At 59.8% G+C, this 25,669-nt stretch carries 23 protein-coding genes; 7 read left to right on the top strand and 16 right to left on the bottom strand.

Annotated elements, in window-relative coordinates; all coding sequences use genetic code 11:
* Positions 1-65: 65 nt before the first annotated feature.
* From V5N13_RS11660 to V5N13_RS11635, 6 genes are all read right to left on the bottom strand, one after another.
* Complete coding sequence (locus tag V5N13_RS11660; protein WP_336360894.1) at positions 66-1,478, bottom strand: sulfatase-like hydrolase/transferase; 1,413 nt, start codon at positions 1,476-1,478, stop codon at positions 66-68.
* Positions 1,475-1,693, bottom strand: coding sequence for a hypothetical protein (locus V5N13_RS11655; protein ID WP_336360893.1), 219 nt, complete (start codon positions 1,691-1,693; stop codon positions 1,475-1,477). Before V5N13_RS11655 ends, V5N13_RS11660 begins: the two co-directional genes overlap by 4 nt.
* Positions 1,690-3,606: a glycosyltransferase gene (locus V5N13_RS11650; RefSeq protein ID WP_336360892.1), complete on the bottom strand. Its 1,917-nt coding sequence runs from the start codon at positions 3,604-3,606 to the stop codon at positions 1,690-1,692. The genes V5N13_RS11655 and V5N13_RS11650 overlap by 4 nt, the downstream gene beginning before the upstream one ends.
* Entirely contained in the window at positions 3,603-4,883 is a 1,281-nt protein-coding gene (locus tag V5N13_RS11645) for a hypothetical protein (protein WP_336360891.1), read from the bottom strand. The genes V5N13_RS11650 and V5N13_RS11645 overlap by 4 nt, the downstream gene beginning before the upstream one ends.
* A 3-nt stretch (positions 4,884-4,886) precedes the next feature.
* Positions 4,887-5,681, bottom strand: coding sequence for a hypothetical protein (locus tag V5N13_RS11640; RefSeq protein WP_336360890.1), 795 nt, complete (start codon positions 5,679-5,681; stop codon positions 4,887-4,889).
* A 286-nt stretch (positions 5,682-5,967) separates the two neighbouring features.
* Entirely contained in the window at positions 5,968-6,732 is a 765-nt protein-coding gene (locus V5N13_RS11635) for a helix-turn-helix transcriptional regulator (RefSeq protein WP_442904956.1), read from the bottom strand.
* Between the two features lie 207 nt (positions 6,733-6,939).
* Between V5N13_RS11635 and V5N13_RS11630 the strand changes: the two genes are divergently transcribed.
* The gene (locus V5N13_RS11630; RefSeq protein ID WP_336360889.1) at positions 6,940-7,857 is read left to right on the top strand and encodes an NAD-dependent epimerase/dehydratase family protein; all 918 of its coding nucleotides are present in this window, start codon (positions 6,940-6,942) and stop codon (positions 7,855-7,857) included.
* On the opposite strand, the gene ncsA is transcribed toward V5N13_RS11630, so the two are convergent.
* The 3 genes from ncsA to V5N13_RS11615 all read right to left on the bottom strand — a co-directional run bounded on the left by ncsA (position 7,858) and on the right by V5N13_RS11615 (position 13,294).
* Positions 7,858-8,835, bottom strand: a complete 978-nt coding sequence (ncsA, locus tag V5N13_RS11625; RefSeq protein ID WP_332898080.1) for a tRNA 2-thiolation protein NcsA — start codon at positions 8,833-8,835, stop codon at positions 7,858-7,860.
* Between the two features lie 51 nt (positions 8,836-8,886).
* Entirely contained in the window at positions 8,887-10,818 is a 1,932-nt protein-coding gene (locus V5N13_RS11620) for an ATP-binding protein (protein WP_336360888.1), read from the bottom strand.
* Between the two features lie 94 nt (positions 10,819-10,912).
* On the bottom strand, positions 10,913-13,294 hold the full coding sequence (locus V5N13_RS11615) for a GAF domain-containing protein (RefSeq protein WP_336360887.1): 2,382 nt from the start codon (positions 13,292-13,294) through the stop codon (positions 10,913-10,915).
* Positions 13,295-13,377: 83 nt separating this feature from the next.
* Between V5N13_RS11615 and V5N13_RS11610 the strand changes: the two genes are divergently transcribed.
* On the top strand, positions 13,378-14,028 hold the full coding sequence (locus V5N13_RS11610; protein WP_336360886.1) for a DUF7095 family protein: 651 nt from the start codon (positions 13,378-13,380) through the stop codon (positions 14,026-14,028).
* 43 nt (positions 14,029-14,071) lie between these two features.
* Positions 14,072-14,686 carry a plastocyanin/azurin family copper-binding protein gene (locus V5N13_RS11605; RefSeq protein ID WP_336360885.1) on the top strand — a complete coding sequence of 205 codons (615 nt, stop codon included), beginning with the start codon at positions 14,072-14,074 and terminating at the stop codon, positions 14,684-14,686.
* A gap of 1 nt (position 14,687) precedes the next feature.
* Here the strand turns inward: V5N13_RS11605 and V5N13_RS11600 are convergent, their stop codons facing one another.
* Together V5N13_RS11600 and V5N13_RS11595 are read right to left on the bottom strand one after the other, a co-directional pair.
* Positions 14,688-15,473, bottom strand: a complete 786-nt coding sequence (locus tag V5N13_RS11600) for a class I SAM-dependent methyltransferase (protein WP_336360884.1) — start codon at positions 15,471-15,473, stop codon at positions 14,688-14,690.
* Positions 15,474-16,340 (bottom strand): deoxyribonuclease IV, encoded by an 867-nt coding sequence (locus tag V5N13_RS11595; protein ID WP_442905071.1) that lies wholly within the window; start codon positions 16,338-16,340, stop codon positions 15,474-15,476.
* Positions 16,341-16,426: 86 nt separating this feature from the next.
* On the opposite strand from V5N13_RS11595, the gene V5N13_RS11590 reads away from it, so the two are divergent.
* On the top strand, positions 16,427-16,960 hold the full coding sequence (locus tag V5N13_RS11590) for a peroxiredoxin (RefSeq protein WP_336360883.1): 534 nt from the start codon (positions 16,427-16,429) through the stop codon (positions 16,958-16,960).
* Here V5N13_RS11590 and V5N13_RS11585 read toward each other — a convergent pair.
* The gene (locus V5N13_RS11585; protein WP_336360882.1) at positions 16,957-17,772 is read right to left on the bottom strand and encodes a lipoate--protein ligase family protein; all 816 of its coding nucleotides are present in this window, start codon (positions 17,770-17,772) and stop codon (positions 16,957-16,959) included. The two genes, V5N13_RS11590 and V5N13_RS11585, sit on opposite strands and share 4 nt — an antisense overlap.
* Positions 17,773-18,084: 312 nt before the next feature.
* Here V5N13_RS11585 and V5N13_RS11580 point away from each other — a divergent pair, with 312 nt between their 5' ends.
* Positions 18,085-18,993, top strand: coding sequence for a serine/threonine-protein kinase RIO2 (locus V5N13_RS11580; RefSeq protein WP_336360881.1), 909 nt, complete (start codon positions 18,085-18,087; stop codon positions 18,991-18,993).
* Between the two features lie 366 nt (positions 18,994-19,359).
* Here V5N13_RS11580 and V5N13_RS11575 read toward each other — a convergent pair whose 3' ends face one another.
* Positions 19,360-19,548 carry a DUF1328 family protein gene (locus V5N13_RS11575; RefSeq protein WP_332898071.1) on the bottom strand — a complete coding sequence of 63 codons (189 nt, stop codon included), beginning with the start codon at positions 19,546-19,548 and terminating at the stop codon, positions 19,360-19,362.
* A gap of 362 nt (positions 19,549-19,910) precedes the next feature.
* On the opposite strand from V5N13_RS11575, the gene V5N13_RS11570 reads away from it, so the two are divergent.
* A complete protein-coding gene (locus V5N13_RS11570) occupies positions 19,911-20,498 on the top strand; it encodes a 50S ribosomal protein L15e (RefSeq protein WP_332898070.1) in 588 nt (195 codons plus the stop codon).
* Positions 20,499-20,523: 25 nt separating this feature from the next.
* Here the strand turns inward: V5N13_RS11570 and V5N13_RS11565 are convergent, their stop codons facing one another.
* Both V5N13_RS11565 and V5N13_RS11560 read right to left on the bottom strand, forming a co-directional pair.
* Positions 20,524-21,789: an MFS transporter gene (locus tag V5N13_RS11565; RefSeq protein ID WP_332898069.1), complete on the bottom strand. Its 1,266-nt coding sequence runs from the start codon at positions 21,787-21,789 to the stop codon at positions 20,524-20,526.
* On the bottom strand, positions 21,790-22,884 hold the full coding sequence (locus V5N13_RS11560; RefSeq protein ID WP_336360880.1) for an MBL fold metallo-hydrolase: 1,095 nt from the start codon (positions 22,882-22,884) through the stop codon (positions 21,790-21,792).
* Positions 22,885-22,974: 90 nt separating this feature from the next.
* On the opposite strand from V5N13_RS11560, the gene V5N13_RS11555 reads away from it, so the two are divergent.
* Positions 22,975-23,622, top strand: a complete 648-nt coding sequence (locus V5N13_RS11555; protein ID WP_336361431.1) for an RNA ligase partner protein — start codon at positions 22,975-22,977, stop codon at positions 23,620-23,622.
* Positions 23,623-24,043: 421 nt separating this feature from the next.
* On the opposite strand, the gene V5N13_RS11550 is transcribed toward V5N13_RS11555, so the two are convergent.
* A complete protein-coding gene (locus V5N13_RS11550; protein ID WP_332898067.1) occupies positions 24,044-25,522 on the bottom strand; it encodes a CoA-acylating methylmalonate-semialdehyde dehydrogenase in 1,479 nt (492 codons plus the stop codon).
* Between the last annotated feature and the right edge of the window lie 147 nt (positions 25,523-25,669).

Genomic DNA, 25,669 nt, shown 5'->3' with positions numbered 1-25,669 from the left:
GCGCGGACGAAGAGAGGGAGGGTTGCGTGTGGAATGACACAGGCGCGGTTTCTCGGTGTTTTGTGTTACACATAACCGAGGTCCTCCAACCGCTGTTGGGCCATCCCCGAGACGCGAACGTCTGCGTGTTCGCCGTTTGGCCACGCGGGGAGCGCCTCGGTAAGCCGCCGTTCTACGACTTCGGGGAGGGTCGTCGGTTCCTCTGCGGGCAGGGCGAAGCCGACCGACTGGTCGTCGCCTTTCGAGACGGTGAGTTTCCAGCCGTCGAAGTAGGCAGCTTTCTTTTCGTGGCCGTATCGCGCGCTTTCGACGAGCGTGACGCGGTCTGTCGGGACGCCCGAGACGAGCGACGTGCCAGTCGTTTCGAGTGCCTCGTCTAACCCAGCACCGTCGAGCAAAGACGGTGTGAGGTCGATAAGCGAGGGCGTTCCGCCGTCAGGGAGTGCGAAATCGAAGCCATCGACCGCGAGCGGGACGCGCGTCAGCGATTCGTAGGGCGTTCCGCCGTGGTCGACGCAGTAGGCAGGCCGCGAGTCAGCGAAGTGGGCGGCGTCGAACGCCGTGTGCTCCCAGAACGCCTCGCCGTGGTCGCCAGTGACGACGAGCGCCACGTCGCCGTCAAGGCGTTCTTTCAGGTTGTAGAAAAGTCGGCCGAGTTCGTCATCGACGAAGGCGAGTGCCGCGCGGTAGAGCTGTTTTCGATTCGTTCTGTAGCGTCGTCCGTCGGGGCCAGCCTCGGCCGTCTCGGTGTAGTCCCACGTCTTGAGATTGGGAATCGACGCATCGACTTCGTACCGCCCCCAGTAGGGTGCGGGCGGGTCAACTGGCTCGTGAAGGTCTGCGAGATGAAGGTACGAAAACGTCTTCCCGGACTGTGCGTCCGCCCAGTCGAGATAGTCGTCTACGAGCGTGTCTGCCGGGGCGTCGTCGTAGAGTGCGTGGGTGGCAAATCGGCCGCCAAGAGCGAAAAACGGCATGTGAAACGCAAACCCGCCGTAGGTTTCGTAGCCCGCACTCCCGAACACGTCTGGCAGCGTTTCGCGGTCGTCAGGAAGTTTCGGCGGGATGACGAGGTCGGTCGCACCGGTGTCGGACTCGTCAGACTGTCGAATCGACCCATGTTCGTGGGGGTATTCGCCGGTCACGAGCGAGGTGACGGCGGGAAACGTCCACGGTGCGGGCGTGACGAGGTCGCCCCACAAGCGGTCTGCAAGAAATGGGCTGTCTTCTGCAGTCACGACATCTGCCCGAAGCGCATCAACCACGACGCAGACGACGTGGTCTGGCGCGTCCGCGCTGGGCGTGCGTTTGGGAAGCGACTGTTGGCGATTCCTGTACGCCCGATTTCCCTTCGCCGTCAGCACGCGGTTGTACGGGCCGACGAGTCGCCGCTTGAGGGCATCGGGCATCGATTCCAAGAGTTTCCGTTTGGCCGCATCCACGCCACTCGAAACGAGATGCGCGTCGTCGTCCGTCATTTTCCGTCTCCCCAGATGCACACCGCGGGGGTGGCGCAGTCGTCACAGACGACGGCGTCGTACCCCTTGTACGTCGACTGGTCGAGCGACCCGTCACACGTTGGCTCTGGACACGGTTCCGTTTCGAGTTCGGTGAGGACGTCTGTTTGTTCGAGGTGGGTTGTTTCGACCGACTGGGCGTCCACCACCGTCTGGTCAACGGTGAGTTCGGTCATGGCAGCACACGCTCCTCGATGATTTCGACCATCCGGTCTGCGGTATCACCGATGGTGTAGGCGTTTGCGGCCTCGGCGTTTTGCTGGGCCATCTCGTGGAGTCGGTCTGGGTCGTCCCACAGCGAACAGAGCTTCGCCGCCAGCGCCGAGGCGTCTCCGGGTGGGACGAACTCTGCGGCCCCGCCGGTTTCGACGGTTGAGGTGCGCATCCCGCCAACGTCGTAGCTCACGACTGGCGTGCCGTAGGTTTTTGCGAGTTGGAACACGCCGCTTACGCCCGTACAGGTGCGGTACGGCATGATGACGACCGAAGTTTGTTGCCAGACGTCGTCCATCTCGTCGTCCTCAACGTAGCCGTGGAAGTGAACGCCCGGCCGGTCGCCGTACGCTTTTTCGAGGTCTTGACGGTGGGTCGGAAAGCCGGGATGTGAGTCGCCCGCGATGTAGAGTTCCGCGTCCGGGATGGCTGCACGAACCTCAGAGAACGCCTCGACCACTGTCTCGATGTCCTTCGTCGGGCTGAGGTGGCCAAACACCATGATGCGGAACGGGTCGGGTATCTGTTGGACCCCGCCGTCCGCGCACGCGAACGTCCCGTGTGGGACGTGAAAGACGTCTTTCGAGTAGTAGCGGTCGGTGAGGATGTCGAGGTACTCTTCTGAGGTGACGGTCGAGGCGTCCCCGAGCAAGAGCAGTTGGGTCGCCGCTCGCGCACCGACCTGTTCTATGAGGCCGATGTTCTCGTCTATCATCTCCTCTTCGACGACTTCGAGTAGGTCGTGCATCGTCGTGATGACGTTCATGCCGTAGACGCGGCTGAGCAACGGCGGCAACACGAGGCCGATGAACCGGTGGACGTTCTCGTTGCCGAAGTAGGTCATGTGGATGTTGAAGTGAACCACGTCGTAGTCGCCTGCGACGAGTTCTTCGAGCAACGCGCTCGCGCCGTCGAACGAGTCACGGTCCCAAACCCGACGAACTTCGTAGCCACGGCGGAACTCGACGGGCGGTGCGGTGTCCGTCCGCCGAGCGAGCACCGTCACGTCGAGGTCGTCGCGCTGGCCGTAGGCTCGGGCCAACTCCTCGCCGTACTCCGCGAGGTGCCCGCGGTTTGGCGGGTGCGACGTGATGAGCGCGACAGACAGCTTGTCGTCGCGGTCGTGGGTGGGAATCGGCCCGCGAAGCGACCGGCGAATCCGGAACAGCGACCGGAGCATGTCGGGGGCGTCGCGGGTGGGCGAGACGCTGCTGTCGCCGGGGTCGTCCCACTCGATTGCGACCTCGCTCACCTCGTAGCCGTGGCGGTGGACGCGGGCGACGAACTCCGTGTCGAAGGCGAACCCCTCTTCGCTCATCCACGGCGAAACCTGTTCCCACACCTCTGCACGGAACGCCTTCGCGCCACACTGGAGGTCTTCGATTTGTACCCGCGTCATGCGGCGGGCGAGCGAACGGTAGCCCTTTGCGAGCCACTGTCGGGCCGGCGTCTGTGAGAGCCGACAGCTGCCTTCGAGGTCGCGCGAGCCGACCGTCACCGCGGCGGAGTGGGATTCGACCACCGAGTAGAGTCGGTCGAGTTCCGCGACGGGAATCGCCCGGTCTGCGTCCACGTAGCCGAGGATATCGCCCGCCGCGGCGTCGAGGCCGTCGCTGAGCGCGCCACCCTTTCCGCGTCGGGTGTCGCTCAGCGAGACGGTCGTTCGACCATCCTCTGCGAGCGTCGAGAGTCGCGCTTCGAGGTCGGGTGTCGAGTCGTCTGCACAGACGACGACTTCGTCCCACCCTGCGTCGTACAGGTCAGAGACGAGCGCGGACACCGTATCCGGCTGTTCGCCGTACACGGGCACGACGACCGACCGAGTTTGGTTTGCGGACGATGCTGGCTGAACAGGAGTGGAATCAGTTTTACTCATGAGTACACCTCAAACAGGCCGAGTGCGAACAGGCCTACATTCACGACAAAGAGAATTTGGACGAACTGGAGCAGCGAGCCGTGGAACGCCCACATCAGGGCGATTTCCAGGAACGAGCCAGCCGTAAACAGGTAGACAAATCGGTTCTGGTCGAGTGCGAGTTGGAAGTTCAGCGTCACACTCGACAGCGCAAACGCAAAGACCGCAATCCCATACCACGGGAGCACGGCGGCCGCATCGGCGTAGGGCATCCCGTAGAACGCAGTCAGCACGAAGTGGGGGAACAGCGCGAACAACGCGGCTCCGGCCCCCGCGATGACGGCCGTGTAGAACAGCGCCCGGGTGAGCAGGCTTCGGCGCTCGTCGGTCGTCCGGTGGCCCGACACTTTGGGAAACAGCGCCGTGCTGATGCCCATCGGGAGGAAGATGAGAATCTTTCCGAGCACCGAGGCTGCGGCGTATAAGCCGGCGGTATGGCTCGGGAAGAAGTGTTTGACGAGAATGACGTCGACCGTCGTCGGCACGGTCAGACAGAATCCGGCGAGCACGGCCGGGAGGGTGTATGTGTAGGCCCGGCTGTACTCGAACTCGAACGAGGTTCGCTCGTTGCCGAGGTTTCTGAAAACGTGCGCCGTAGAGAGCCCGAACAGGAGCACAGAGGAGATGACGAGCGCGCCGAACGCGCCGGACACGCCGTAGCCGAGGGTGACGAGGCCGACGCCGAAAGCGAGTTTGACCCCGGCGAGCAGCACCTTGTAGCCGCCGAGCGTCGGGAACCACTGGAGCCCTTGGAAGGTTCCGAAGTTCGCCGTGAGCGCGAGCCCGAACGGCGCGGTTCCCGCGATGGCGATGAGCAACAGCGGCGTCGAGACGCCAAGGAAGTCACCGAGGAGCGGTGTGCTCAGAGCGAGCACCACGAAAACGACGCAGCTGAACACCAGCGATTTGCGGAGAAAGCCGCGATGGAATGCGCTGAGTGCGGCTGTGTCTTCTGAGAGTTCGGCGCTAAAGCGCGTCGCGCTGAAGCGGATCCCCCGTCCGAGGACGTTCACGAGATAGAACAGCGCGAACAGCGCGCCGAACACGCCGTACTGTTCGGGGCCGAGTGCCCGCCCCATAAACACCTGATAGGCGTAGTTGAGCGCTCCACTCGCGGCGGTTGCGACGGCCATCACGCTACCGTGGTGGAGTAAGTCGTCGCTGAGGACGTACTGTCTGAGGGTGGCGACCGGCTCGGTGGCGAACTGTCGAGCTGTAAAACTGTTGTCTGGGGCCATGAGCTACGGGAGAATCACTCCGAACGAACCGAGGAGATTCGCAATCAGTCCCCGGAAGAAGTCCCCCATTACGGCTACCCACGAGCCAACGCCACCCAGCGGCTGGTCGTCGCTGTCTCGGCCCTTGTCTTTGTCTTTATCCTTGCCCTTGTTGCCGTCTTTCTCCTTGTCTTTGTCTCCGTCACCCGCGCCAACGGCGTCGTCTTCCTCACTCGGAATCGTTACGTCGAAGTCGAATACGTTCGACTCGTCGGCTTGTCCGCCGTCGGCGGAAACGGCGAGTTGACTCTCGTAAGAACCGTGCTTGAAGGCGTTTGCGTCGACGGAAATCGTGTACTCATACGCTGGCTCATTGTCGTAGCCATAGCCGTACCCATAGCCGTACCCGTAGCCAAAGTCCGGGTTGGGGCGCTTGATGGGCGTGATTTCGATTGTGTTTGCAATCCGTCGGACGTGGATGCGGTTGTCAACCGTCCCACGTTCTGGGGAGATGTCGAGGACGGTACCGTCTGGAGTGAACGTCACCGTGACCGTTTTCTCTGGATTCGCCGTCGGCCAAATCGTGTAGGTGAATTCGGTCGGTGAGAACTGGTCGCTCGGGCGGATATCGACTTCCGCCGTGACGGTGAACCGTTCGTTGGTATCAATCTCATCTGGGCCGTGAAGAACCGTGTTGAGGGCTCCTGCTGGCGTGGCCGCTACCACGAGCGAGCCGAGCAAGCCCGCGGTGATAACGAGCGCCAGCACTTCACGTCTGTTCGCAGACAATACCCGCGAGAGGAAGGCTATGCGCGACATACAGGACCCTCATTGCGCCGTCTCCACTGGCGAATCGGCTTGGCGTAGTGGTGAAACGTGCGTGTGCGCTGGAAGTTTGCGGACGGTGCGACCGAAAAAGTCGGGATGGGTGGCGCGGCTGGATTTAATTTCATAGCATGTAAGTTGTGATAGCATAAGTGTAGACATCCATATTATTATCTAGAGAAAATTTTTAAATTAAATGAATAGCGGTGCATAGAATGTACGGATATTCACGAAAAGAACAGCTGTTCACAAACTGAACGCGAGACGCAGAACGCAGGAATTATTCAGAGGAAATCGAGGGTTCGTGTGCCCGTCGCCGGTACGCTTCGTAGAGGTCAGTCCCCCACTCGATGACGTCTGGCTGGTCGTTCTGTACGACGCCGCGAAGCGAACCGTCTTCGTAAAAGACGAGACAGAGTTGGGCGGTCGGCTCGTCGATGAGGATAAGGCCGTACGGAAGCGTCTCGTCGGTCACAAACACGGTAAGACCCATCGAGAGCGCCTCTTTGAGTTGCTCAGGCCACGTTTCGGCGAGGTAGTCGAACACGTCAGGTGAGATGATGAGTTCTGCATCCAACGTCTCTTCGGTCACCTTCTCGTGAAAGAGCGAGACGTACCGGCCGACGACGACGGGAGAGAATCCGCGGATTTTGGTCGCGTCCTCGACGATAGATTCGATTTCGGCGATTGGTTTTTCCGGCGCGAACGGCACTGCCCTCGTAAACTTCGCGTCCTGAAACACACGTCCAGAGAGGTGAGAGGGGTCGTCGAGGGCGAGAATCAGGTCGCGATTTTCGTGAATGGTCTCCGTTTCTGCGATGTACGACTGGTACTGGTCGAAAAAAAGACTCCCGTAGCTCGTAAGCACGTACCCACGTGGAGTCTCTGTGACAACTTCGTGCTCAATCAGTTGCTTCAAACAGCGATGGACGGTCGGACGGGAAACTGAAACGGCATCCGTCAGCGTCCGAATATCGACTGGCCCGGCCCGTATTTGTGCGACCACATCGTCCCGCCGAAGAAGAAGGCGCAACAACTCCTTCATTTTAGTCATAGTATCTGATATTCATATCACCCAAAGTAGTTACCGGAAATAATTGATTTGTTATAATAAAATTCGAGAGTAGTTCAAAGGTTATCATAATATTGTGTGAAGTACCATATTTGATGATTTTGTCAGACGTGCGTGTGACGGTGCGTTCCTTACTGGTACCCAAACAGCTATACAGCTATAATTTTCGAGAGTATGAGTATGGAAAACAAGCGTGTGCTCGTGACGGGCGGGGCGGGGTTCATCGGGTCGAACCTCGCAAACTATCTTGCAACTGACAATGGCGTCATCGCCGTCGATGACTGTTATCTTGGGACGCCAGAAAACCTCGATGCAGAGGTAACGTTTATCGAAACAAGCGTCCTCGACGACGACCTCCCAACCGACGTGGACGTCGTGTTTCACCTTGCCGCGTTGTCGTCGTACACCATGCACGAAGACGACCCGGTAACCGGCGCTCGCGTCAACGTCGAAGGGTTCGTGAATACGGTGGATCAGGCACGTCTCGACGGGTGTGACACCGTTGTCTATGCTTCGACCTCTTCGATTTACGGCAACCGAACCGAACCCTCGCCCGAATCAATGAGTGTGGTTGCCCGAACCGGGTACGAAGCCTCGAAACTCGCTCGGGAACGCTACGGTGAGTACTTCTCACACCACTACGACATGCACATGGCTGGTATGCGGTTTTTCTCGGTGTACCAGGGGTACGGCGGCGCAGAAGCACACAAAGGCGAGTACGCAAACCTGATTGCCCAGTTCGCAGACGACCTCGCTCACGGCGACGCGCCGGTCATCTACGGCGACGGCACCCAAACCCGGGATTTCACCCACGTCTCGGACATCGTTCGGGGCCTCGAACTCGCTGCTGACCACGAACTCGACGGCATCTATAATCTTGGCACGGGCGAGAGCTACACCACCAACACGCTCGTCGAAAAGCTAAATGAAGCACTGGGTACGAGCGTCGAACCAGAGTACATCGAGAATCCCATCCCTGAGGACGTGTACGTCCACGACACGATGGCCGACAGCTCGAAAATGAAAACAGAAACTGGCTGGGAGCCAGAGATTTCGTTCGAGGAAGGCTTAGAACTCGTCTGCGCGCAATACCAGTAATCAGACCGCGTTTACGGCTTCGACGAGTTTGCACTTGCGACACACCTTTCGGGTCGTCGCCGCGCCACAGCGTTCGCACTCGACCAGCGACGTCTGCTCGTCGCCGTCGCCGTCTCCGCGATACTCCTTTGCGGCGATGGCGGCGAGTTCTTCGTAGCCCGCCATAATCGAATGGCGCGTGCCGGGATGGTTCGACTCTAAGTTGAGGAGGAGTTGTTGGATCTCACCGCGGAAGGCCTCAGAGGAGTGCGGGCACTCGGTGATGTGGGCGGGGAGATTTTTCACGTGGGCGTAGAGGGCGACTTCCTTTTCGGGGATGTCGCGCAGCGGCTTGGCTCGCGGGATGAAGTGCTCGGAGTCGCCACGTTCGTCGAAACTGCCAAGACTCGCGTCGAAGTGTTTTGCAACCTGTCGCACGTCGCCTTCTAAGATGTTCATCAGCGCGGTCTGGGCTTCGTCGTCCAGATTGTGCCCGGTCAGGAGTTTGGTCGCGCCGTATTCGTCTGCGTACTTAGAGAGGAGGTCGCGGCGGAACACCCCACAGTAGGCACACGCGGCCATGTTCTCGGGGTCTTTTTTCACCACGTCGTCCATCTTGAGGTCGAACTCGTCTTCGTAGGTGACGACTTCGTGGCGCAAGTCGAGGTCTTCTGCGAGTTCCACACAAGCGTCGAGGCTGGCGTCGCGGTAGCCCTCGATGCCCTCATGAATCGTGAGCGCAATCATCTCGATGCGCGGGTCGTTTTTGAACGTCTCGTCGAGAATCGAGGTGAGCACGACGCTGTCTTTCCCACCGGAGAGACCAATCACCCACGTCTCAGGGTCCTCTGGCGTGGCCGAGCGCGGGACGAGCGAGTCCTCCCGAATCCGACGGCGCACCCGCTTTTCGACCGACTGGCAGAAGTGGTCTTCACAGAGGTGGCCGCCGGAGTACGCCGCGTGCATGACGGCATCACGGTCGCACTTGTCGCATTCCATTGGGCGAGGATTACGGAGCGGCGCGTATCACCGTTTCGTCTCGAACGGGCTTCAGGCCTCCACAGTCGCCCCGAGCGGAAGCGTGATACAGAACAGCGCGCCCGTCGGTTTACGGTCTTTGACGACGACCGACCCGCCGTACTGCGAGACCATGGTATCGATGAAAAACAGGCCAAAGCCCGTGCCAGAGGTCTTTGCGTGGCCCGTCACACCACGCCGGAAGATGCTCTCTTTTTGTGCATCCGGCACGCCAGAACCGTTGTCACCGATGTGGACGGTTACCTCGTCGTTTGCCGGGTCTGGCGCTACGAACACCTCGACGAGCGGAGTGTCGTTGGCGTTGTGCTCGATGGCGTTCGTGATGACATTGCCGAACACTTCTGAGAGAAATTGGTTCGCTTCGACGGTCACATCAGCCGGGATGTCGACCGAGAACGTCACGTCGGGATACGTCATGCGGATGCGGTCGAGTTCGGCTTCAAGCACCGCAGAGAGATTCACGTCCGTGCGGGTTTCGAGACCGTCGCCGGTCAGGGCGTTCAACACGCCTCGAACGTGGATTACGAGGTCGGTGATGTCGGTACACCACTGCACAATCGTCTTGGCGTAGCGTTGGTGGTCACCAGCAAGCTCCGCTGCGAGCGTTTCAGCGCGACTGTTGATGACCATCATCCCGTTTAAGATATCGTGGCGCAACAGGCTGTTCAAGAACTCGAGTTGGTCGTTTTTGAGGGTGAGTGCGTGTTCACGGTCTGCGCGTTCGAGGGCGACTTCGGTGTTCGCGGCGAGCAAGCGTGCAACGCTCTCGTCGATCTCATCGAACGCGTGCGTGCACATCGAACCGATGTTGAGCACGCCGTAGGTTCCAAGCGGGACAATCATCTCGCTTTGAATCCGTGTGTCCGGATTGGAACGCGAATCCTCTGTCACAATGTTGTCGATGACGCGAAGCTCTTGGCGCTTGAACGCGTCCCACGAAAGGCTTGGCTCGTCCGCGCTGTAGGTGGGAAGGTCGCCAATGAGGAGTCCGGAAACGTCGGTTTTTTCGATGGGTTCGAGTTGCTCTGTCGAGTCGTCGTACAGCCACACCGCGGCGAGTGGCATCGAGAGCACGTTGTGTGCCGCATCGACTGCCATTTTACACACCTCCTCGGTCGTCTCTGCTTGCACCATCTCGCGGGTGACTTCGTGGAGTTCTTCGACGATGTGTTCGTAGCGGAGGTGGTCTGAGACGTCGCGGATAGCGGCGATATATCTGCCATCAGCGAGTCGGTTAAGTGCGACTTCCTGTGGGAACACCGTTCCGTCTGCTCGCTGTGCGGACACCGTCCCGAACCACGTCCCCGACTGTTCGACCGTCGGCAAGACTTCGTCGTAGATGTATTGTTCTGTCTCGTCGTCGTAGAGCATCGTCCAGTGCTCGGAGATGAGTTCGGCTTCTTCATAGCCGAGGATGTCGGTGTACGAAGGGTTCACGAAAAGGTAGTTGCCGTCTTCGTCGAGCAGTGAAATGCCATCCATCACCGAGTCGATGATGCGGGCTGCGAGGTCGGCTTCTTCGCGTCTGGCGCGACCGGTAACGTTGTAGTAGCCCACGACACAGCCGGCAAACCCACCGAACGACGCGCTTGCGACCAACAGAAAGCCCGCGCTATTGGCGTCGAGGCCAGCCGTGATGACGAGATAGTACGCCCACAGTCCGAGCAGGCCAAGAAAACTCATCGACCCGACACACCACAGAACGATGGTGGTCTGATAGCGCGATTCGAGGTCGCTTTGAGTGAGCCACCCACCAAAGAGCATCAATCCACCCGAAAGCAAAAGCGGCATCACGTACGACGAGAGGTCTGAGACGGTTGGCCCGAGCGGCGTGTAGATACTAGAGAGTGTGAGAGCGGCAAAGAGACAGCCAATGAGGATAATGAGTAGCGGCTGCCAGTGGCGACGGGAGGCGGGAACAGACATTCGACTAGAGGAAAGCATATCGGACCGGAAGTGTGATTAATCTATTGTCGCTGATATGTCTGGATGTTTGAACTGCCTCGGAGCACGAGTTCGAGCAGTCACAGAGAAGGAGTTAGGCGGTCGAGGAGACGGTGGCGAGCGGAAACGTGAGGTGGAACACAGCACCGGTCGGGTCGTTGTCTTCGACGTGGATGGAACCACCGTACTGCGAGACCATGGCATCGACGAAAAACAGGCCAAAGCCCGTGCCAGAGGTCTTTGCGTGGCCCGTCTCATCGCGCCGGAAGATGGCTTCTTTCTGTGCCTGTGGAACGCCGGGGCCGTTGTCGGCCACGCGAACCGTCGCCGTCTCGTCGTCTGTGGTGACTGAGATGTCGATAGACGGGTCGTCGCTACTGTTGTGTTCGACGGCGTTCGAGACGACGTTCCCGAGGACTTCCGAAAGCAGGTCGTTTGCCCTGACGGTAACGTCGTCTGGGACGGAGACAGAAAACTCGATATCGGGGTACGTAGACTGAACGCGGTCTACTTCGTTCAGCAACACCCGCGAGAGATTGATTGGGTGCAACTCGACGGGGGTAGACCCCGCGAACACGTCGAGCATCGCTCGGACGTGCCGGACGAGGTCGATGATGGTGACACACCAGCGGTCGATGGTCTCTGCGTGCCGTTGTTCGTCACCCGAAAGCCGGTCTGCGAGCAGTTGGGCACGCGATTGAATCACGACCATCCCGTTTAAGATGTCGTGGCGCAGCAGGCTGTTCAGGAATTCGAGGCGGTCGTTTTGGCGTTCGAGGTCGGCTTCGTGTTTGGCCCGGCCAAGAGCAGTTTCGGTGTTCGCCGCGAGGATGTGGGCGAGCGACACGTCGGTCTCGTCGAAGGCGTTTGGCTGGACCGAACCGATATTGACGACGCCGTACTCACCAAGCGGGATGATGAGTTCGCTTCGCATTTTGGTGTCTGGATTGAACCGACCGTCGACGGAACTCACGTCGTCGAACGCATACGAGGTGCCGGTCGCAAATGCCTGCCACGAGAGGCTCTCTCCTTGCGTAAACGTCGGATACTCGGTGAACACGTTTTCTGCCTCTGTGGTACACGCAGCCGGTTCTAGTTTCGTTTCAGTCTCGTCTACGAGCCAAATCCCGGAAATAGGGAAACCAAGGACGTCTCTCGCCGTCATCATCGCAATCTCAGCGATTCGCTGTTCGTCGGTGGTTTTCACCATCGTTCGCATCTCAGTCTGGAGGTCTTCGATTGCCTGTTCGCGCGAAAGTCGGTCGAACGCCGTTCGAAGGCTCCGCGTGAGAATATCGACAAGATACTGGTTCGTCTGTGAGAGCTGTTTCTTCTCTCTCGACGCAATCGCGATAAGTCCGTAGTTGCCAATTGGGGCGTACAGGACGCTTCCAAGCGGGAGTGGGAAGCGTTGCGCTGTGGGCACTGACTGGTAGTTTTCGAGGAGTTTGGTCTCGCCGCTTTTGAACACCCTGAGCTGTTCCATCCCCGCGCAGACGACGGCATCGTCGAGGGAGAGTCCGCTTTCGTCGAGCATTTCGAGCGTGGAATCAGAGGCGTGCGTTGGAACCAGCTTGTCTGCGTCCTCGTCGTACGACCAAAAGATTGCCATCGGATAGTCGATAATCGACTGGCTTACGTCCATCGCTGACTCAATGATGACGTCCATATCGTGTTCTGTCCCGAACGAGAGTGTCGCTTCCTGAAGCAACTTCACCCGGGATTCTGCGTCCTTCCGGTCTGTAATTTCTCGCACGACTACAGCCGTGTCTCCCGTATCCGCCTGGTTGAAAGTCACTTCCACCGGAAACACCGTACCGTCTCTCCGTTTCACTTCGAGTTCACCGTGCCACGTGCCTCTATTGAGGATTATCTCGCGAACGTGGGTGTCGTACAGCGCATCGCCCGCTGTGAGTCCCATAGATTGCCACTCTTCGCCGAGCAATTCCGCTTTATCGTCAAAGCCAAAGAGGTCGAGAAACGCGTTGTTGACCGATATGAAGCGGCCGTCGCTATCGAACACCGCAACCCCGTCCATGGTTGCATCAACGGCCTGTTGGACGCGAGCGGCCAGTTCGCGTTGTTCCTCTCTGCGCACGTCGAAAAACCCGACCGCTGCACCAGAGATACCTCCGAGTGTGAGGTGGACAAGTCCCTGTTCCAGTGCTTCGGTGAGTGGGATGCCGTCAGTGACACTGTGGTACGTTGTCCAGACACTCATCAACGCGAGTAGTCCCGTTCCTGCGACCGTCCAAGCTGCGACCCACGAAGCTCTTGACGGGGATAAGCGGAAGCGAGCGAGCCACACGCCAAAGCCGACGAGCGAAAAGGCGAGAAGCAGCGGGAGTAAGAATTCAACAGGTCGTGCATTCGTGTCCCCAAACGCCAGTAGACCGACCGACAGGAGGACGAACAGCAGTCCAACGAGTGAAACGGCCCACTGTTTGACCCCTCGTTGAACGCTAGACGCAATCATACTCACATATTGGTAAGTATTGGTAAGAAACTATACCTCGAACAGAGGCAATCGTTTTCCACCCCCGCCTGCAAGACGAGAGCATGGAATTAGACCGCGCGACGGCGGTCGACCGGGTCGAACGCCTCGTCGAAACGGTCGAATCGGAGACGATGCCGGTTCCCGTGCGCGAAATCTGGGTGTACGGCGACCTCGCACTCGGGCTCGACCCCGTCTCCCGCCTCGATATCTATCTGAGAAAAGACCTCCTGTTTCACGGCGACGGCAGCCGCGAAGCCGAGTTCCGACGCGAATACGGCGTCAAAGGTGTTGGCCAAACCGTGCGCCTCGACTGGGCAGAGCAGTACCCAGAACACATCCGCGCGAACGATAACGGCCACGTCGCCCCCGAAAAGTGCCTCGCTTCCCACCTCGTCTCCCCAGACGAGCCGATACACCTCGAAGTGTGCAACGCCGGGTTCGAGAACAACGTCACCCAGCGGCTGCGCGGGGCGATGGCCCGCGAGGCGTACGAACAGATTTTAGACCCACGCGGCGCGGCGCTGTGGATTGACGGCACCCGGTCGGCCGAGGCTTTCGACAAACTGCGAAACGGCGAGTACGTCTTCCCCACGCTCGCTGGCGCGCTCGAAATGCTCGGCATGGACGATCAAGAGGCAGCGACCGCCGCAGACGTCGTGCGGGAATATCGCGCGAGCCAAGACGGTGCATCGGTACGCGGTGACGTGGTCTGACGGCCGCAACACGTTTTAGGTTCGTCTCCCGTGTTCTTTCACAATGACTGACTTGACTCGTCGCAGATTGGTACAGCTCACGGGAGCTGGCCTTGCCCTCTCACTTGCGGGCTGTACGTCCGGCGGAAACGGAAACGACGAGACGACCACGAGCACGACTACGCAATCCGGTGAGGAGACGACCACGGAAAAAACCACGACCAGCGAGCCAACGCCGAAAGACCCGACCGAGCCACAGTCGAGTGCGACCGTCGAGATGTGGACCAAAGGCGACTCGACCGGCTTCCGGCCGGATATCGCTTGGGTCGAACAGGGTGCAATCGTGACGTGGAAACAGGTGAGCGGCGTCCACTCGACGACCGCCTACCACTTAGAGTACGACCAGCCAACCCGCATCCCCGACGAGGCAGAGCCATGGGACAGCGAAGTGCTCGTAGACGAAGGCATGGAGTTCGAACACACCTTCGACGTCGAGGGAGTCTACGACTATTTCTGTACGCCCCACGAGAAAGTGGGCATGCTCGGAACCGTCATCGTTGGCAACCCGTCGCCCGAGGGCCAACCTGCGCTCGAACCGCCACAGGACATGCTCCCCGAGGCGGCAATCGAGAAGATACAAGAACTGAACAAGCGCACCAAAGCGATTCTCGACGGCTGAATCAGACGCGACCCACAGTGACGTAAAACGGCACCGTCTCGCTCTTTTCGTAGGTTTCTGTCTGCATCTGTGTTATTGCGTCGCGACCCATCTCGCGCCACGCCTCACGCAGGGCTTCGAACGCGTCGGTTGTGAGACCACCTGCAAGCATTTCCTCGCGATTTTTCGAGAGCCCCGAGCCGAGGGCCTTGCGCTTTGCATTTTCTAACTCGTGGGGGTCGTAGGGTGGGGACACCGTCCGGACGTGGTCGTAGCGGACCGTCGAAACGTCGGAGAAACCAGCCTCGCGAAACAGGTCGGCTGCGGCCGCGCCGAGGGTGACGTCCGTGTTTACGCCCGTCAGATAGTGTTTACGCGCGGTCGTGGCCAGTCGCGCCTCCGAGTCGACGGTTGACTCGATGGTCACCGCCCCGTTGTCCGGTTCGATGGCGGCGACGAGGTCGCGCGACACCCGACCGAACTCGTGGACGGCCGCGGCCGGGTCGGGGAGGTTGATGAGCAGCGCCTGACAGACCACGAGGTCGAACGTGTCGTCTGCAAACGGCAGGGCCAGCGCATCGCCGCGGACGGCCGGGCCAGTGAGGTGGGCGAGGAGGTCGGGGTCGCGGTCGACGCCGACGACTTCGGCGGGCGATGCTGCGTCGAGGACGCTCGTCAACTCGCCCGTGCCACAGCCCACGTCTAAGACGCGTCTGCGATTCGGGAGATCGAGTCCTGCAAGCGCCGTCGTGTCCTCCCACATTCCCCGTCGCGTCTCACGCAGGTACTCAGCCCCGAAACGACGCATCTAGTTGCGGAGTTCTTTGACGCGCTCTATGTTCCACGCGAAGCCTTTGCCGTCTTCGGTCGGGGTTTCGAGGACGAGTGGAACGTCTTCGAGGTCGGGGTGGTTGATGAACGCACGCATGCCTTCTTCGCCAATCAGCCCCTCACCGATGAGAGCGTGTTCGTCCTTGTTCGTCCCGCAGGCGTGCTTCGAGTCGTTCAGGTGGACGCACTTCAGGTGCTCTAAGCCCACAACCTCGTCGAGTTCGGCGATGGTTTCGTAGACGCCATCTTCGGTCGAGAGGTCGTACCCCGCCGCAAAGGCGTGGGCCGTGTCGAGGCAGATATCGAGGTTCTGGTCTGAGTTCTCAAGAACGTAGGCGAGGTGTTCGAAGTCGCCGCCGAGTTTCGTCCCGCTGCCCGCGTCGCTCTCTAAGAGGACGGTGACGCTCTCTGGAATGTCGAGTTCCGAGAGCGCGGAGACGGCGTTTTCGAGGCCGCCTTCGACGCCCGCGCCGGTGTGCGCGCCGAGGTGGACGTTCACGTACTCGATGTCGAGTTGCGCGGCCGCATCGACTTCCTCTTGCATGCTGTCTACGGATTTCTGGCGAAGCCCGTCTTTTGGCGTACAGAGGTTCACGAGGTACGACGAGTGGATGACCCACGGGCCAGCCAGTTCGGACGCCGTCTTCGATTTGAACAGGTCGGCCTCCTCGTCGCTTATCTCCGGGCTCTGCCAGACCTGTGGGGAGTGGGTGAAAATCTGTCCGCAGTTGCCGCCAAAGGCGACCTGTCTGAAAACGGCGTTCGCAATGTTGTCGTGTGGGGGTTTTTCCGGGTCACTCGACACTTTCGAACTCGACATAGAAACGTGTGCTCCGACTCGCATACCCGTCGTTTCTCGTAGAGGAGCAAAGGGGCTTCGAACCCCGTGACGACCCAAGTATATACATACACACAGACCTATCAGAATTCATGAATGGAGAACGAGGGCTTTCTGTGGAAACTCAGGCGCCCGATTTCACCGCACCGCTGGTCACCGCGGACGGCTCAACCGAACCGACCGCACTCGCTTCGTTACTCGAAGACCGTCCTGTCTTACTCGCGTTTTACACCAACGACTTCACGCCCGACTGTATCAGTGAGTGGTGTGCCTTCCGCGACTACGACTGGTTCGCAAGCGGCGAGCAAGTACAGGTCGTCGGCGTGAGCAAATCGCGACCAGCGACCCACCGGCGGTTCATCGACAAACTCGGGCTGTCGTTTCCGCTGTACACCGATGCAAACCTCTCGATTGCAGACGCCTACGACGTGAAATACCGCACTTTCAAGGTGATTCCACGCGCCCACCGGTCGTGTTTCCTCGTAGACCAAGACGGTATCATCCGCTATCGGTGGATTGCGGAGAACGCTATCGACCCGACGCTCGACACGCCACCGCTCGCAGAACTCCACGAAGCGGTCGCAGAACACGTTGGCGAACTCGAAAGCGAGACGTTTGGCTTCTAGTTCGAAAGAGGGTTCGTGCGATTTTTGTTCCACGCCTCCGAGGCGAACTTCTCGTCTGCGCGCTCGCGTGCGCGGTTGATTTCATCTTGTGTCCACGTTCCTTCGTCAGCCGTTGTCCACGCGCCGAGGGCGTCTTCGAGTGCGGTGACGGCGTCCGCACGCGAGATTCCAGTTAGTTCGTGAATCGACGTGATGCGGTTTTCCACGTCGTCAGTGGTCAAATTGGGGTCTGCAAACACCGCGAGGTGCGTGTCTGCGTCGAGGTCGTACTTGAGCGAGCCGTGTTGGATGATGGCGTCGCGGCGACGGTACTGTGCATTCCCACTAATCTTTCGTCCCGCTGCCACCACGTCGTGGGCGGGGTGTAAGTCGCGCAGGTAACACGAGGGTTTGTAGAGCGAGGGCTGGGGTTCGTCTGCGAAGTGTGCGGGGACGCCCATCTCTTCGAAGGCGGAGAACACCGGCGTACAGAGCAGTTCGTAGGTCTCCATCAGGTCGCCCGGGAGTTCTGCGGCCGGAGCGGTAATCGAATAGGAGATGTCGGTGTGCTCGCCGTGATAGATGCCGCCGCCGCCGGTTGGGCGTCGGGTGACGGAGATGCCGTGTTCTGCACAGAACTCCCAATCAACCGAGTCTGGTTCCTGGCGGTAGCCAAGCGAGAGCGTACTTGGTTTCCACTGATAGACGCGTACCGTTCGTGGCCCGCCCGCGGCTGCCGTTTCTGCGGCGATTTCGTCGAGTGCCATGTTCATCGGGCCGTCCCACGCTTCTTCCCGGATGAGCCGCCACTCCCGGTCTGCGAGGTCAGTCATAGTCGAAATGGGAAGGCCGGAGAGAAAGGCGTTGCGTCGCTCGCGAACGGAGAAGGTAATGGCTGAAAGCCGTGTGGCGGAGGCTTTCATTCGGGCCCGAAAAACCCACCGTCGCAGGCGGCCCGTAGCCAACCCATGTGTGTCACCGAGTAACAACTGCTGCATGAATGTTCAGGGTGTATTTACACGGAGTCCCGAGCGGTGGCTGCGAGTGTGGCCCGCCACCTTCGATTTCATATCTCATTATACGATTTATCAGCTCGTTTCGGTCACTCGCCGAACTTTTAGCCACCGACCCGCTAGCACCCGCTAATGGTCAGAAACGTCGCGCCAGAGATGGCGAACCTCGAACCCGAGGACTTCTATCTCCTCTCGGGGATCGAACACGGAATGCGTTTTAGCAAGTGGGTCAACCGGGAGAAGCTCCCCGAGTTTGCGAACCTCACCGAAAAGGAGGTGGACTACCGAATCGACCGGTGTCACGACCGCGAACTCATCGAGCGAAAGACCCAGCAGTACGAAGGCTACCGTCTGACGTTCGAAGGCTACGATGCGCTCGCGCTTCGCACCTTCTCAGAGCGCGATACCATCCGTGGCTTTGGCGCACCCCTCGGGGTTGGGAAGGAAAGCGACGTCTACGAGGTGCAGTCGTACAAGCCACTCGCGCTCAAGTATCACCGTGAGGGGTTTACGAACTTCCGTGAGGTGCAAAAAGAGCGCGACTACACCGCCGATAACCAGCACGTCTCGTGGCAGTACACCGCACGGAAGGCCGCAGAACGCGAGTACGAGGTGCTCGAAACCCTGTATCCAGACGTGCACGTTCCTCGGCCCATCGACCACAACCGCCACGCCATCATCATGGACAAAATCGACGGGGTCGAACTCTCGCGGGCCGCCCTCGAACCAGACCAAGTGGTTCCCGTCCTCGACCTCATCGTCGGAGAGATGCAAGGCGCCTACGCCCGGGGGTACGTCCACTCGGACATGAGCGCGTACAACGTGTTCGTCGGCAAAGACGGAGTCACGATTTTCGACTGGCCACAGGCGGTGGCAACCGACCACGAAAACGCCCCCGAATTGCTCGCACGCGACTTGAAGAACATCGTCCAGCACTTCCAGCAGAAGTATCCCCAGCAAGTGCGCCGCGAGCTGGACGTGCAGGCAATTGTCGATGCAGTGGTCGCCGGTGAGTTCGAGACAATCGAAGCGGCAGCCTGAGCGCGGAAATTTTTCCGAAAGTCTCGAATTGTTGCCCCACAGACGGTGAGCGGCGCGAATTGTCGTGGCCGCCACCAAACGGATAAACCATATTCTACGATAGGAAATCTACGAGGGCTTGCAAGTGCAGGCAGAAGCCTCGTTTAACGCGCCTCGAAACAGCGAAGCGGGGATGGGGAGCGGGTCCCACAGCAGGCGACGCACTTGTCTGGCGAGACGGGTCAGTGCACTTTGAGAGGGGCACGAAACAAAGGGGTACGTTCCTCTCGCCGTTTTCAGGATATCAATCGACGAGTGACATCGAGGCTGTCCAACAGTTCTGAGCAGCGCAGCTCGGCAAGGAGCGTCGAAAAATCAAAACGGCCGTCACAGGATGAGCGCGATGATGGCGAGAATGATGAAAATCGCAATGAAGATTTTTGCGATTTCCATCGTTATCCCCGCGATACCGCGTGCACCTACGACGGACGCGATGATCGCCAACACGAAGAACAACAGGGCATACTGGAGGAACTGGCCGGAGAACGCCTGCAACGGCGTGAATAACTCCAACATGTTAGTTCACCTCAGCGTGACCGAGTTGGTGTGCGGGCAAGTCGCCATCTGCGCCGAGTAGTTCTGGCACCATGGCATCACCGTCTCTGCTGGCGATGGCCTTTGTTAAGCGGGAGCAAAGCACCCCAAAAAACTGACCTTACGTACGACGTAAGGCATGAAATGGTCTGCAACGAACGGCCAAGTCGAAGGCCTTAAACGCCATAAGAGCCGAACTCGCAAACGAACTCGCTGGACGACACGGGCACCAGCGGGCACCTGTGAACACAGGTCGGAATGTGGCCGCCGAGACACACAGTCTCGATTCGCACGGCGTCGCGCCGTCGAGATGGCTGAACCACCCAACGCCCGTGGTGATAACCATGGCAAAAAGCTTCTACTCTCACATCCGAGACGCATGGAAGACCCCTGGGGACGGCAAACTCGCCGACCTCCAGTGGGAACGAAAGCAAGACTGGCGCAAACAGGGCGCAATCGAGCGCGTCGAACGCCCAACCCGCCTCGACAAGGCCCGCAACCTCGGCTACAAGGCAAAGCAGGGCATTGTCGTCGTGCGCATCAGCGTCCGCAAGGGCAGCGCCCGCAAACAGCGCCACAAAGCGGGTCGCCGCTCGAAGCGCCAGGGCGTAAACCGCATCACGCGCAAGAAGTCCATCCAGCGCATCGCAGAGGAGCGCGCATCCACGAAGTACCGCAACATGCGCGTGCTCAACTCCTACTGGGTCGGGGAAGACGGCCGCCAGAAATGGTTCGAAGCAATCCTCGTTGACCCGGCACACCCAGCCATCCAGAACGACGACGATCTCAACTGGATCTGCGACGAGACCCACAAAGGACGTGCCTACCGCGGGCTCACCGGCGCAGGCAAATCCAACCGTGGTCTCGGCAAGCGCGGCAAAGGGACTGAACACACGCGTCCGTCCATTCGCGCCGGTCAGAAGCGCGAGTAACCAAACGCAACGACTTTTCGATTTTTCACTCTTCGATAACTGGCGAGACCGTCGAATGGGACGCATCTCTGCCGAACTCGGGGTGCGTCTCGCGCATCCAAAAGAGGGCCACACCACCGGAGAGGAACATCGCACCGGCAACCATCACGAACGCCGCCTGCAAGCTGAACGCGTCTGCAGTGACGCCAATGAGGATGGCACCGAAGCCGTAGCCTGCGTCGCGCCACATACGGTAGACGCCGAGTCCCGTGGCACGCCACGTCGGATGGGCAGCGTCACCAGCGACAGTGATGAGGGTAGGGTAGAGCAGCGCCATCCCAACCCCGGTCACGCCTGCGGTGGCAATCCACGGCCCGTACCCCGAGACGAACACCGTGGCGAGGACGCCAGCCCCCGCGACGAACATGCCGACGATAACCGGCGGACGCCGACCGATGTCGTCTGCGAGTTTGCCAGTGTACAGTTGGAGAACGCCCCAGACACCGCCGTAGACCCCGACGACGACGCCCACCTGTGCGACGGTGAGGCCGTTGGCGGTGAGATACAGAGGATACGCAATCCAGACAAGCGCGTCTACGAACTTCTCGACGCTCCCGGCTTGGGCGGCCGCAAAGAGCGTCCGGTCTCCCCACGTCGCGCGTTTTAACACCGCTCTGAACGGAAGCTGTTCGCCCGCGTCGCTCGCGTCGGCTTCTGCGTGGGCGTACGGTAAGGTCTCCTCGACGAAGAGAATCGACACGATGAGCGCGAGAACGATGACACCCGCGAGAAAGTAAAACGGCGCGGGTTGCAGGCCGTACTCGGCGGCGATGACGCCAGTAATCCACGCGCCGAGGGCGACCCCTGTGTAGCCAAACGCCTCGTCTAAGCCAACGGCGGTGCCGCGGGCTTGCGCGCCCGCGAGGTCGATTTTTGCGTTCACGCTCATACTCCACGCGAGCCCCTGATTGACGCCGAGGAGGACGTTTCCGAGCGTAATCCACCACCAGCTCGGGGCGTAGATGAGGATGAACGGGATGGGGAGGGCGACCACCCATCCGGCGATGAGAATCGGGCGACGGCCGTAGGTCTCAGACCACTTCCCACCGTAGAGGTTGAGGAGTGCTTTGACGAAGCCGAAGCTGACGACGAACGAGCCGATGATGGCGAGCGATTCGACCCCGAACACGTCACGGCCGATGAGGGGAACGACGTTCCGTTCTGCGCCAATCGTGAGGCCAACGGCGAACACCGTCAGCAACTGGAGGGCGAACTGTCCTCGATTTTCTCGGATTCCGTGGACGAGCGCCATTTAGTTCGACGCGCAGTTGTTCGGGCCGAGTTCTAAGTCTGCGGCTTGCTGGGTGAGCGGCTCTTTGCCCGTGTTGATGGCCTTAATCTGGTTGTAGTTGTTCGGCGTGTCGGGCAGGTCTGCGAGGATGGTCTCGACGAAGTCGGATTTGTCCGCGACACCGAACAGATCGTTTCGCGCGCGAATCGCGGCGATGGTGTCTGCGACGGGGCGGATGGTCTCGTTGCTGAAGTGCCCCGGATACACCATCGTGTCGTCGGAGAGCGAGTCGAGTCGGTCGAGGCTGTCGAACAGGAGGTTCGCCCCTTCTGTTGCCTCGGCTGTGCCGCCTTCTAAGTCGGGGCGGCCAACGCTCCGGACGAAGAGGGTGTCGCCTGCGAGGATGGCCCCGTCAAGGCGGAGCACGACGCTGCCGCGGGTGTGGCCCGGCGTCTCCCAAACTTCGAGGTCGGTACTGCCAACGGCGATGGTGTCGCCTTCTTCGACGGGGGTGTATCCCGAAAGGTCGTGGGCGTCCGTCGCAGAGAGGTAGTAGGGTACGTCGAGATACTCGCTGAAACGGGGGCCACTGCTGATGTGGTCTGCGTGGGCGTGAGTGTCGAGGACGCCGACGATGTCGAGGTTGTTGTTGTCTGCGAACTGCTGGTAAATCTCGGCGTGCAGCGCGGGGTCTACGACGAGCGCCTCGCCGTCGTCCGCAAACACGTAGGAGAGACAACCCGTCCCCGGGCGGACGATTTGGGTGAGTCCGGTAACGCCGGTGTCGTAGGGTTCGTACACGGTTCCCCAGCCACGCATGCCGCCCTCCATCGACTTCGCGTCGTAACCCTCATCGCGCAAGACTGCAGCAGCCTTCTGGGAGACGATACCAGCGATACAGACGGTCGCGATTTCTGCGTCGTCGGGTATCTCGTTCAAGCGAGTTCGCAGTGCTTGGGTTTGCCCGGCGCTCAGCGAGTTGTACACGGGGATGTTATGGCTCCCTTCGATGTGCCACTCTTCGTACTCGTCACGGTTTCGAATGTCGAGGACGTGGAGGCTGCCGTCCCCGTCGCGGAGTCGTGCGCTGACTTCCGAGGGCGCAATATTGGACATGTTATACACAACTACTCTGCCGACGCCCAATAACGTGTTGGGTGGCCCAGAGCACTGGTATCTATTGCCATGCGAGACAAACTGGTGGTGATGGCGGACTATCCGTTGAAACAACGCTTCGTGCTCGACACGTCTACGTTCATCACCGAGGAGATACGCGACGACGACGAAGATGTAGAACAGGCGGTCGACCGCCTGTTAGACCTCATTGCCGAAGCGAAGCTCAAACTCCACATCTCGTGTTACATCCCACCGTCTGTCTACGAGGAACTCTCGCGGATGCTCAAAGACAGAGGGGTCTCAGAGGAGGTGCTCTCGAAGCTCAACACGTGGCTCATCAAGAAAAATCCCGACCGGTATACGGTGATGATTCCCGCAGAAATCGTCTACGAGTTCATCGAAGAGATGAGCAATCGTGTAGACAGAGGGCTGCGCGTTTCTGAAAAAGCCGTGCGAAAAGCCGAGGAGTCGCGGGATTCTGACACTGGAGATCAGCTCAGTGAAGTCGACAAAGTCATCTCAGACCTTCGTTCAGAGTACCGTTCGACGCTGCGCCGGGGCATCCTCGATTCGCGCGAGGACTTCGACTTGCTCATCCTCGCCCGAGAACTCGAAGCAGGTGTCGTAACCGAAGATACGGGCATCATCCACTGGGCAGAAGGGTTTGGACTCAGGTATCTGAAAGGGCGGGATTTTCCGTCGTTGCTGACCGAGTATTTAGCAGCGAGCGAAACGTGAGTGTGGATTCCAGAGATAAAACTCAAGGGGAGAGATAGCAACCGAGAGCCGCAATTAGGACCCGAACGGGAAACGTTTTCCATACCCCTCTACGGCTCTTCTGGTTTCCCAGTTTCACGAATGATGCTTACGCCCCATCCGTTACATGGCCTTCACAACGCGCCTTCCGGAAGGCAACGTTTGTGGGTTATTTCGGTTCTCCTTCGGAGCGTTGACTTCGTTCTCCTTTCACAGAGACTCAGTTGTTGCCCCTAACCTCTTCCGTACTTTCTGAAATCAGATTTTCTGGAACAGATCGTTCGGTGTATCCTTGCGGTTCCCGATACAACATATGGTACGCCACATCATACCATAAATCTGCGTGCGTTTGCTCAGACACGTTTGATCAGCAGAAAAAGACAGTGAGAGTTTTAGACGAGAGTTAGGCGTCCGGCCAGCGCTCGATGAAGATGGTCTTGTCCGTGTAGAACTGAATCATGTCCTCGCCCTGTGCGTGGAGGTCGCCAAATGCGGAGGCCTTGCGGCCACCGAAGTGGAAGAAGGCCATCGGCGCGCTCGTTCCGACGTTCACGCCAAGGTTACCCGCTTGCGCTTCGTTGCGGAAGCGCCGGGCGTCTGCGCCCTCGCGGGTGAACAGGCTCGCGGCGTTCCCGAACTCGCTCTGGTTGAGTATGTCGATGGCTTCGGTCATGTCGCTCACGCGGACGAGCCCGAACACGGGGCCGAAAATCTCCTCGCGCGCGATGGTCATGTCGGGGGTCACGTCACCGAAGATGGTCGGGCCGATGAACTCGCCGTCGTAGCCCTCGACTTCGACGTCGCGGCCGTCGCGCAGGAGCGTCGCGCCTTCGTCGACGCCGCTCTGGATGTGGCCGCGGACGCGCTCTGCGTGGGGTGCAGAAATCATCGCGCCGATGTCCGTGCCTTCGTCCAGCCCGTAGCCGACCACCTGCTGGTCTGCGAGTTCGACGACGAGGTCTGCGAACTCGTCGTACACCGACTCGTGGACGAGCACCACGTCGTTTGCGAGACAGCGCTCGCCTGCACACGCACACGCAGAGGAGACTGTCTGCTCTGCGGCGTGGCGGAGGTCTGCGGATTCGGCGACGATGATGTGGTTTTTCGCCCCGCCCTGCGCCTGGACGCGCTTTCCGGTGGCGGCCGATTCTTTGTACACGTGGCGTGCGACCGGCGTGCTGCCGACGAAGGAGACGCCCGCGATGCCCTCGTGCTGGATGAGCGCGTTCACGGTGTCTTTCCCACCGTTCACGAGCTGGACAACGCCGTCGGGGAAGCCCGCTTCGTCGATCAGTTCGAAGATGCGCTGGGCGACGAGTGGGTCCTGTTCGGACGGCTTGAGGATGAACGAGTTGCCCGTCGCGACTGCGTACGGCAGGAACCAGAGTGGAATCATGCCGGGGAAGTTAAACGGCGTGATGGCGGTGAAGACGCCGAGTGGCTGGCGGACGGCGGCTTCGTCGATGCCGGGGGCCGCGTTTTCGAGGAAGCCCGCCTGCATCATCGTCGGGATGCCACAGGAGACCTCGACGTTCTCGATGCCGCGGCGCAGTTCGCCCATCGCTTCGTTGAACGTCTTGCCGTGTTCCTGGACGAGAATTTCTGCGAGTTCTTCTTGGTGTTCGTCGAGCAGCGCCTTCAGCCGAAAGAGGGGCTGAATCCGCTCGACAACCGGGGTGTTTCGCCACGTCTCGAACGCTTCCTGTCCGGTGGCGATTGCTTCGTCTAGTTGGTCGGTTCCGGTAAACGGCACGTAGGCGAGTTCTTCTCCCGTCGCGGGGTTGATGACGGCCTGCCCGTCATCGCTCTCGACTGCGGTCCAGTTCCCACCGACGTAGTTGCGTACCTCTCCCGTCTGTGAGAGGGCGTCAAGTGAAACCATGTGCGTGAACGGTTCTCAGCCACAACCATAAATCTTGGTCGGTCATATGTCTAGTTGAATCTCTATTTCTTCGAACGTTGTTCAATTGTTTTGGCAAACTACACGAAACAGTTGTCTGATTCGACTGATGAGCAAAAGATTAACCAC

The organism is Haladaptatus sp. ZSTT2 (assembly GCF_037081775.1).
Classification (GTDB): domain Archaea; phylum Halobacteriota; class Halobacteria; order Halobacteriales; family Halococcaceae; genus QDMS2.
This window is presented reverse-complemented; position numbering and strand designations above follow the sequence as displayed.

Bases quoted from the DNA above. Each gene is read 5' to 3' on its own strand.
- V5N13_RS11660 (WP_336360894.1), bottom strand. From the start codon at position 1,478: ATGACGGACGACGACGCGCATCTCGTTTCGAGTGGCGTGGATGCGGCC.
- V5N13_RS11655 (WP_336360893.1), bottom strand. From the start codon at position 1,693: ATGACCGAACTCACCGTTGACCAGACGGTGGTGGACGCCCAGTCGGTC.
- V5N13_RS11650 (WP_336360892.1), bottom strand. From the start codon at position 3,606: ATGAGTAAAACTGATTCCACTCCTGTTCAGCCAGCATCGTCCGCAAAC.
- V5N13_RS11645 (WP_336360891.1), bottom strand. From the start codon at position 4,883: ATGGCCCCAGACAACAGTTTTACAGCTCGACAGTTCGCCACCGAGCCG.
- V5N13_RS11640 (WP_336360890.1), bottom strand. From the start codon at position 5,681: ATGTCGCGCATAGCCTTCCTCTCGCGGGTATTGTCTGCGAACAGACGT.
- V5N13_RS11635 (WP_442904956.1), bottom strand. From the start codon at position 6,732: ATGAAGGAGTTGTTGCGCCTTCTTCTTCGGCGGGACGATGTGGTCGCA.
- V5N13_RS11630 (WP_336360889.1), top strand. From the start codon at position 6,940: ATGGAAAACAAGCGTGTGCTCGTGACGGGCGGGGCGGGGTTCATCGGG.
- ncsA (WP_332898080.1), bottom strand. From the start codon at position 8,835: ATGGAATGCGACAAGTGCGACCGTGATGCCGTCATGCACGCGGCGTAC.
- V5N13_RS11620 (WP_336360888.1), bottom strand. From the start codon at position 10,818: ATGCTTTCCTCTAGTCGAATGTCTGTTCCCGCCTCCCGTCGCCACTGG.
- V5N13_RS11615 (WP_336360887.1), bottom strand. From the start codon at position 13,294: ATGATTGCGTCTAGCGTTCAACGAGGGGTCAAACAGTGGGCCGTTTCA.
- V5N13_RS11610 (WP_336360886.1), top strand. From the start codon at position 13,378: ATGGAATTAGACCGCGCGACGGCGGTCGACCGGGTCGAACGCCTCGTC.
- V5N13_RS11605 (WP_336360885.1), top strand. From the start codon at position 14,072: ATGACTGACTTGACTCGTCGCAGATTGGTACAGCTCACGGGAGCTGGC.
- V5N13_RS11600 (WP_336360884.1), bottom strand. From the start codon at position 15,473: ATGCGTCGTTTCGGGGCTGAGTACCTGCGTGAGACGCGACGGGGAATG.
- V5N13_RS11595 (WP_442905071.1), bottom strand. From the start codon at position 16,340: ATGCGAGTCGGAGCACACGTTTCTATGTCGAGTTCGAAAGTGTCGAGT.
- V5N13_RS11590 (WP_336360883.1), top strand. From the start codon at position 16,427: ATGAATGGAGAACGAGGGCTTTCTGTGGAAACTCAGGCGCCCGATTTC.
- V5N13_RS11585 (WP_336360882.1), bottom strand. From the start codon at position 17,772: ATGACTGACCTCGCAGACCGGGAGTGGCGGCTCATCCGGGAAGAAGCG.
- V5N13_RS11580 (WP_336360881.1), top strand. From the start codon at position 18,085: ATGGTCAGAAACGTCGCGCCAGAGATGGCGAACCTCGAACCCGAGGAC.
- V5N13_RS11575 (WP_332898071.1), bottom strand. From the start codon at position 19,548: ATGTTGGAGTTATTCACGCCGTTGCAGGCGTTCTCCGGCCAGTTCCTC.
- V5N13_RS11570 (WP_332898070.1), top strand. From the start codon at position 19,911: ATGGCAAAAAGCTTCTACTCTCACATCCGAGACGCATGGAAGACCCCT.
- V5N13_RS11565 (WP_332898069.1), bottom strand. From the start codon at position 21,789: ATGGCGCTCGTCCACGGAATCCGAGAAAATCGAGGACAGTTCGCCCTC.
- V5N13_RS11560 (WP_336360880.1), bottom strand. From the start codon at position 22,884: ATGTCCAATATTGCGCCCTCGGAAGTCAGCGCACGACTCCGCGACGGG.
- V5N13_RS11555 (WP_336361431.1), top strand. From the start codon at position 22,975: ATGGCGGACTATCCGTTGAAACAACGCTTCGTGCTCGACACGTCTACG.
- V5N13_RS11550 (WP_332898067.1), bottom strand. From the start codon at position 25,522: ATGGTTTCACTTGACGCCCTCTCACAGACGGGAGAGGTACGCAACTAC.